We start from the raw sequence: 849 nt of genomic DNA on the forward strand, positions 1-849 counted from the left end.
GTCTAACAAAACCACCGTTCGATGAAGCGCCAGACGATGAGGGCTGCGGCCAGTGTCGTGAAGGCGAGGTGGATGTCGCGGCGTCGCTCGTAGCGGATGGCGAGGCGGCGGAACTGGGCAAACCAGGCCAGCGTCCGCTCGACGACCCACCTGTGACGCCCCAGACGCTGGCTGCTCTCAATCCCGCGGCGGGCGATGCGGTGCTGGATGCGGCGTCGGGTGAGGGCTCGACGGCAACGGCGATGGTCGTAGGCCTTGTCGGCGTGCAATCGGGAGGGGCGTCTGCGCGGCGGTCCCCAGCACTGGCGGATCGGCGGGACGGCATCCACGACCTCCTCCAGCATCCGGCTGTCGTGCACGTTGGCCCCCGTGAGCTTCAGCGCGAGGGGGATGCCCTGCGCATCGGTGAGGACGTGGCGCTTCGTGCCCGGCTTGCCCCGGTCGGTCGGGTTCGGGCCCGTCGCCGAGCCCCCCTTTGGCGGCAATCGAGGCGCTGTCGAGGGAGGCCCTGCTGAAGTCGATGCCGTTCCGGCGCCCAAGCCGATCGAGTAGCGCCTGCTGCAGGCGATCCCACACCCCGGCTCTCTGCCAGTCACGTAAGCGCCGCCAGCAGGTCATGCCCGAGCCGCAGCCCATCTCCCGGGGCAGCAACTCCCACGGCGTGCCCGAGCGCAGCACGAACAGAATGCCCGTCAGCGCGGCGCGATCGGACGTTCGGGGGCGACCGCCCTTGGGCTTGGCCGGTTCAGGCGGCAGCAGCGGTGCGATCTCGGCCCACAGGCCATCAGGAAGGAGCGGTCTCGCCATCTCCTCTCAACGCACCACCGCCGGTTTTGTTAGACGCTCTTA

General features: G+C 69.4%; 1 protein-coding gene. It reads right to left on the reverse strand.

Going from position 1 to position 849, the window contains the following annotated elements:
* Positions 1-2: 2 nt before the first annotated feature.
* Positions 3-807 (reverse strand): IS5 family transposase gene (locus tag WDW90_RS37610; protein WP_336492804.1). Its coding sequence is split into 2 segments (ribosomal slippage): positions 3-477 and positions 476-807, totalling 807 coding nucleotides; the frame shifts between segments, so codons are not numbered across the junction.
* Positions 808-849 lie beyond the last annotated feature (42 nt).

The sequence above is a fragment of the Methylobacterium nigriterrae genome, assembly GCF_037106235.1.
Taxonomy (GTDB): Bacteria; Pseudomonadota; Alphaproteobacteria; order Rhizobiales; family Beijerinckiaceae; genus Methylobacterium; species Methylobacterium nigriterrae.